This is a genomic window from Pseudomonas sp. GM21, from assembly GCF_000282215.1.
In the GTDB taxonomy this organism is placed as follows: Bacteria; Pseudomonadota; Gammaproteobacteria; order Pseudomonadales; family Pseudomonadaceae; genus Aquipseudomonas.
The window spans coordinates 1-2,000 of the sequence record NZ_AKJS01000050.1 but is presented as its reverse complement, the minus strand read 5'-3'; the positions used below and the strand labels follow the sequence as shown (position 1 = coordinate 2,000).

The 2,000-nt window shown below is 49.7% G+C and carries 1 protein-coding gene and 1 pseudogene; both read left to right on the top strand.

All coding sequences use genetic code 11. The features are described from left to right. Positions 1–953: 953 nt before the first annotated feature. On the top strand, positions 954–1,151 hold the full coding sequence (locus PMI22_RS21040; RefSeq protein WP_007944291.1) for a hypothetical protein: 198 nt from the start codon (positions 954–956) through the stop codon (positions 1,149–1,151). Between the two features lie 528 nt (positions 1,152–1,679). Next, positions 1,680–2,000 (top strand): annotated as a pseudogene (locus tag PMI22_RS21045) (hypothetical protein); the annotation flags it as partial.

The window sequence follows — 2,000 nt, the reverse complement described above, 5'->3', positions numbered from 1 at the left end:
CAACTATCCTGACACCGGGGGCGGTGGCACTAACCAATGTGGGCACTTGGCCAACCCCACCAAAAAAGTGTTGATCGTGGGGTGGCTGTGGCGAGGTGATCATCTATAGATGAGGGTGAGAAATTGATTTATGCCATCTCACATCGATGACCCCAAGTCTTTCTGCAAACTCAACAATGGTTGCATAGTTCCCCTCCCAGCTCGACGGTCTTTCCCATAGGACGGCGGGTGAATCAAACAGCGCGTAACACACAGCATCGTGCGGAGTAAGACAATTAGCGGGATGCTCAAACACCTTTTTTTGAGCTTGGAAGCGGTAGCAAATCGTAAAGCCCATGGCGCATCTCCAGCACAACAAAAGTAATTAGCTGTTACTAAGTAACACTTCGTTAACTTCCGCCAACGAGCGGTGCCGCGTCGATCCATAACCACAGTTTCGCAACAAGAAGGTCTAGCCCCTCCCAATCATCCATCCCCAGAATCCTTGTGGAGTTGAGGCCGCGCAGATAGCTCCTGAGCGCCAGTCAGGTATTTGAGCATGCTCCACTCCCATCCGCTCTGAATTGAAATGAATTGCGCCCCAGCCAAGTGATGAATAGCTATGACTTTCGGGCCTGGTGCGATAAACACACGTTTCGGTAGTCAACATAATCGGCGGAGAACTGACGCTCAGGATTGTGCAATTTCAAACCCCTGCCCCAACGACAAATCGGTATGTCCGAAGAGGGCATGATGATCACGCAAAAAAAGAGTCAAGCCATGCAATGCGCAATCCCGGATCAATGGTCATGGATTGTCACGAAATGAAAAAGCGCTGTCGCCAAATGAAACATTGGCAATCCCCCCGTCTATAGACTCCTTTTCACGGTCTGCGGAGCAAGCCCCACTCGGCGGTGCGCCCGATCAGCGCAATGCCGGCCGTATGGTCTTCAGTCCTGAAGGAGAATAAACAGATGCGTGTAGAACAACTCACTGCCAATCTTGAAGCTGTGCGGATAGGCATGCGGCTCATCAATGCCCCACATGACGGTTCATTCAACGAGATCGAGAGACTTCTGCAGCGCAAAGCGCTGTTCACGCTCGATCGGGACGCTTTCCATCCAGATTACATGGCCTTAGCCCTGCACTTCGGTGCGCGCGGGGACGATTGAGTATTGGTATCGCTCTGCTGGACGAGGAATCGACCTTGGTTTCATAGGAACTGCCAGATTTTACGTAGCAGCGCAGACTTCAAAACGGTACCTGCGTTTTTACACACTCTGGGCCTTTTTCTGCCGGTCATGGTTACGGAACATGCTGGACAATTCCGATGCAAATGGGTCGTCAAGTCAGTGCAATTACCCATTTGGTATTACCTGATCTGGAAAAACACGCGACCTAACCTTAGTTTTCGACAGAATAGAGGTAGCTACGCAAGGCGTGTCCGCCGGGCGCTTACGACCTATTACGCTACACGTTTTGCGAAGACCAAAAACGTGTCGCTACTTTGATCCCACTGAGATCTCGCTGACTGGTTGCCACCTACCACAGGCTTCTCCTTTTCGCCTTTTGTCCAGAGGTGGGGCGTGGCAGTCGAGTTTTCCGACCTAGTGTATTGGCTCTCTCTCCGTTCTCTGGAGCCACAGAAGCCGACCACTTAGCTTAACCATTAGGCCCAATTCGGTCGCAGGTAACCAAACATGACTGAACACTCGTTGCACTCTTCATACCGTGAAAAGCTAATCGAGCATTTGCTCATCGGTGAGTTGTTGAAATTCTCATGGAAAACCAAAGATTTCAGTCTTGAAATATCTAAACCTGAGGTCGACAGATCTGGCTACGATATCATTGCCGAAGCAAATGGCATTATTCGACACATTCAACTAAAAGCCACCTTTATTGGATCGAAGACGGCAACACATAAAATCCATATTTCGCTGGCAAAAAAACCGTCTGGCTGCGTAGTTTTAGTTTACTTCAATAATGAAACACTTGAGCTTGCGGCGTTTTTCAAGGTAGTT